Raw genomic sequence first — 4,824 nt, 5'->3', positions numbered from 1 at the left:
GGTAGCTGTACTCCCGGCCCTGTTTGTCGGTGAGGGTGCCGTCGGGCCGCGCGGTAACGTGCCACGCACCGTCGGGGTCGGGTGCCGGGTAGGTACAGGTCAGCCTGCCCTTGTACTCCAGCCGCACGGTCACCTCCGTCTCGGCCTCCGGGTAGAGGTAGAGGACGGGCTTACACCTCAAACGCATTATGATTTTTTTACCTTCAAATTCCACTTCTTTGAATCTTTTGCAAGCGCTCTTAATTTTCTTAATATATTGTTTTTTCTGGTCGAAGCTTGATGCCGGGTTCGTCAAAGCAATATACAGGCTTCGTGTATCCTTAGGATGAGGAGGTTCTTTGTCCCTCGTTACCTCCGCTCCTTTCAATTGGCTTGTTACAACGGAGGGCTCGGAGGTTTCTTCCTTATCGGGCCAATAACCGTGTTCCCCTGAAATCAAGGTTGAGTTTTGCAGAGGAAGGAGAGAGGCTGCCATCTGCCTGTCGTCAGCGGTATCTGCGGGCTTGTATTGTGTCCCCCAAATCCGCCAGATTCCAAACAACACCGCCAACAGCAAAAGAACCGCAAGGCAGGGCTTGAGGAACTTTTCACTCCATCCTGCAAGCCTTTTCACTCCACACTTTTTATTTTGCATATCGTCCATCCCACTCAACCTCCCTGAATAATAGAGTATGTTTTAACGCATATTCCTCGACAGGCAATGTACATAACAGTTTAGCAGATAAAGCACCATTGGTAACCCAATCGCCTTGACAAAATAACTTTTATGTGATACTTAGATTAAAGTTTTGTACTTCAAATTTTATAGGGAAAGAGGTGTTTTGTATGACAATCCTTAAGCGTTTTTCTCAGTTTCTCCTTTCGGCTCTTTTTCTTGCCGTGGCACTGCCCGCGGTGGCGGCGCCGGTCTCCGAGACGGAGATGCGCCTTGCCGTGGGGCGTTGGCTGGAGCTGAGGGAACAGCACCTCGGCGCGGAGCTCTCCGGCCCCATCCGGCAGGCAGTGCGATACCAGGGTGGCTTTCACGGAGACGTTGGATACTGGCTGGTGATTTTGCAGAAGGGCTGGCTGGTGGTCCCCGCGGACGACCGGCACTGGCCGGTCCAGGTCTTCGGCGGCGGGGACATGACGCCCAGTCTCTTCGAGGGCAGCTTTTGGTACGCCACCATCGGCTACGACGGCGAGCGGACGGGCCGTGTCTCCGTCCTGTCCGCCGGGGCGGCGGAGGACCGGGAGGCCGCGCACAACCGCACGGCCTGGGATGTTCTGCGGCACGGCCCGAGTCGTGGAGGGGTTCGAGCCTCGGACCTGGACGAGCTGCCCGCCGAGGCCAGCAGGGATGTGCGGGTGTACCCCTTTCTGGGCGCTGCCTCGCAGTGGGGACAGGGATGGCCCTTCAACGAGTACACCACCTTCCATCGGCTGAACATCCAATCCCCGGACGTAAAACCCACCGCGTCGGACGACGAGGAGTATCCCGTCGGATGTACGGCACTGGCGATGGCTCAGGCCCTGCACGCCATCATGACGAACGGGGGCTTCGACTTCACGGGCGTTCCTCTGAGTGCGGGCTCGCCCTTGGGGAAGGAGAACTTGGAGTTTACCATTACAACGTCCTTGGATCTGGGCCCCAACTCCCCAGATGTGCACGGAAAACACCCTTTTTATGCAGATCTGTTCATCGGTCCCAGCCTCTTGAACTACGATTGGAGCGCCATGAAGTCCTATCGAAAGGGGGCGCCGGAGGGACAGAATGCCTCCATTGTTTCCGGGATGGTGGCTCCCCTGTTGCACGACCTGGGGCTGATGCTGAGGATGGACTATGCTGAAGATGGCAGCGGTACAGAAAGCAATCGCAGGGCATTTCTCAACATGGGCTTTCGTCAGGCCCAGGTCTTCTTCACATCCCCGCAGAAAAACTCCAGTGGAGATATTGTGCGTTACTACCCCTTCAATATCCCCGACAAGGCTGCAATGATTCATCCCAACTTGGATATAGGGCTTCCGGTTGTTCTTGATGTGTGGTTGCATGGAGAGGATGGAGCCGTCTCGTTCGACATCAATGGACACTCTGTTGTTGTGGATGGCTACGCCTATCCAACCATCGCCCCTCCGACAGCGGGTGACCTTGAAGTCCCCTACTACCACGTCTGCACCGGCTGGGCAGGATATGATGAAAGCGGCAACTGGATAGAGGATAAAGGTGCCTGGTCCTATGGACTCACCTCAAAGATTCGGGAAGAGGACGGCGGAATCATCAGTGATGGCCTCGCCTTCAACCTCATCCCGGACGTTCGGGCCTTCAAGCGGGCGGGGGCCACGCGGGAGGAACGGGAAAAGAATTTCGGCGCTGACCAAGTGGAGCTGGTCAGCGGCAGGGTGCTGCGCTTGGACCCCGCGAACCCGAGGGGCCTGGCTCCGGTGCCCGGTGCGGACATCTCCGTCTCCTGGGGAAACAAAAAGGGATATATGACCACGACGGACGCGCAGGGCATCTATGCCTTTGCCGTGCCCTCGAATATCGGGATCACGCTGACGGTCTCGAGCCCGGACAACTGTTGCCAGCCTATTGTTAAGGAGGTGAAACGGACCTACGTACCACCTCTGGATTGGCCAGGAGCAGGTATCCTCGTCGACCACGTGAAGGACCACGTCGGCAACCTCTGGGGGCTGGACTTCGTCGCGGCGGAGACGGCCGTGCTGCCCTCGGCCATGGACGACGCGGAGTTCATGGTTCTGGACTGGGCGAGCCGCGACATGCCCTACGATCCCGCGCTTGTGCCCCTCAGCTACCGCGTGCTGACGCAGACGGAGGTCGCCAGCCCGGACTTCGTGGTCCCCAACGTCAAGGTGCTGGTGCTTGGAGGCGACCTCAAGCTCTCCGTTGAAAACGAATATCCCCAAAAATTTGTGGAGAAGGTTGCAGCTTTTGTAACCCGGGGCGGTACGCTGCTGGTCGCGGGAAAGTCGGAAAGTCTTGTCGAGAAACTGGGGAAGCCCTTAGGGTTTGAGTTGTTCAAAAAAACGGAAGAGAGAAAGATAGGCGGCTTCAGCAATGAAACGCGGCATGAAATTTTGAACACAACATTGAGGCAGCGCATCGGGGTGAACTCCATTCGAGTTGCTTCGCGGTTACCTCGCAACAAGCAGTCCGCTATTGAGAACCCAGGTTCAGCTAAATCACTGACTGCAGCGTTTTACGCTGTCTTGGAGCGTAAATTAGATCCCATTCCCGCTCCCGGTTTGCCACCACAGTTTTACTGGGATGCCCATCTGGAAAAACTTGTTACTGCCATCGACTTCCGCTGCGGCAAGGGACGGGTGATCTATTTTACGAACGAACTTGCGGCCTTGCACGCAGTAAAACCCTATGGACAGAGGTTCTGCGACCTGATGTTGAGTGCATTGCTGACACAGCAGGAGGTAGAAGCAGGTACGGCGGGCAAGTCCGCGGCGGCCGATAATACCCCGAAGCAGGTAAGCGGTCTGACGGGGAAGGTCTTCAACCATCCCCTGGGGAGTGGAAGGACCCGCGTGGCGGACGCTGCGGCGGAGACGCTTCGGTTCGGGCCCCGGATCGCGTCGGACGACGTGAAGCTGGTGCGGGTGGACGACGACCTGGAACTGAGGATCGAGGCCACCGGCGAGAGCGCGACGGTCCCGAACTGGTTCTCCGGCGGCTCCGGGGTGAGGACGGTGGAGTTCTCGGACGGCAGCGTGCTGGACGCCGCCCGGATCGAGGCCATGGTCAGGCCGGGCGAGCCGGAGATCGACATGACGCCGGTCTCCGTGGACGTTCGCATCTGGGGCACGGAGAACGACGACCGGCTTGCAGGAGACGGCAGGAACGGAATGTTCTTCGGGCTGGACGGTGACGACGTCATCACGGGCGGCCCGGCGGAGAACGTGTATTACTACAGGCTCGGTGAGGGCGACGACACCCTGGTGCTCTCGGGCAGGCGCGACGTGCTGCGGTTCCATACGGACATCGCGTCGGCCGACGTGAGGGCGGCGCGTGAAGGGGACGACATGGTGCTGCGGGTCGGCCCCGGAAGCGTGAGGGTGCGCGGCTGGTACGAAGGGCGCAGGAGCCGTCTCGACCGGGTGGAGTTTTACGATGGCGAGATATGGGACGCGCGGGATCTGGAGCGCCTGGCGGCAGGCCGTGCGATGGTTGTACGCGAATTTTACCTTGACCCCAAGGCGCACGGAGGCGTCGATTCGGCGTCGGAGCCGGAGGCGAATGCCGACACGAAGCCCTCGGGTTCCGGCACTTCGAGCGGATGCGATGCGGGCCTCGGTCTGCTGGGCCTTGCCGCACTCGCCGTGGCTGCTGCTGCGGGAAAACGGAGCATGCGTTAAGCCGGATTCCTGTTTCCACTTCCTGCATTCCGCAGACGAGAGCGCCCGCCGGTACCGAACCGGCGGGCGCTCTCGTCTTTCATCGATTTGCTGTCTCGCTCATGAATGGGGACGGCGAGAACTCTTGCTGGGCAGATCTCCCCCTGCGGGGGCCGAAGCAACCACTCCTCCTCACTTGGCCCAATCCAATCTCGTGCCGTTAAGCTCGCTTCTATCGAATCGCCCCGTCCGGTCCCTGGCCGCCCCATTCGACGAGGGTGAAGCCCTTTCGGACGAAGGGCGTCAGCTCCTGCGGGGGGACGGAGATGGGGGCATTCAGGGGCCGGTAGGCCATGAAGACGCGAAGGATGCTGTCGGGCCTCGGTGTGACGGTCAGCGGGGCGGAGTCGGTGTAGTTCCTCCCCTGAAAGGCGATGAGGTTCCAGGGGTTGTCCTGCATCCGCGGCAGCCAGTAGACGATGA

General features: G+C 59.4%; 3 protein-coding genes. 1 reads left to right on the top strand and 2 read right to left on the bottom strand.

Features of this window, described 5'->3' with window-relative positions; translation table 11 throughout:
• Positions 1-643, bottom strand: a 643-nt coding sequence (locus ABLA28_RS10385) for a hypothetical protein (protein ID WP_347713606.1), incomplete at its 3' end; no start/stop codon positions are given.
• 182 nt (positions 644-825) lie between these two features.
• Here ABLA28_RS10385 and ABLA28_RS10380 point away from each other — a divergent pair.
• Positions 826-4,362: a calcium-binding protein gene (locus ABLA28_RS10380; RefSeq protein ID WP_347713605.1), complete on the top strand. Its 3,537-nt coding sequence runs from the start codon at positions 826-828 to the stop codon at positions 4,360-4,362.
• Positions 4,363-4,573: 211 nt separating this feature from the next.
• Here ABLA28_RS10380 and ABLA28_RS10375 read toward each other — a convergent pair.
• Positions 4,574-4,824: hypothetical protein (locus tag ABLA28_RS10375; RefSeq protein WP_347713604.1), on the bottom strand; the 251-nt coding region annotated here is incomplete at its 5' end.

The organism is uncultured Fretibacterium sp. (assembly GCF_963544685.1).
Classification (GTDB): domain Bacteria; phylum Synergistota; class Synergistia; order Synergistales; family Aminobacteriaceae; genus CAJPSE01.
This window is presented reverse-complemented; position numbering and strand designations above follow the sequence as displayed.

Bases quoted from the DNA above. Each gene is read 5' to 3' on its own strand.
- ABLA28_RS10380 (WP_347713605.1), top strand. From the start codon at position 826: ATGACAATCCTTAAGCGTTTTTCTCAGTTTCTCCTTTCGGCTCTTTTT.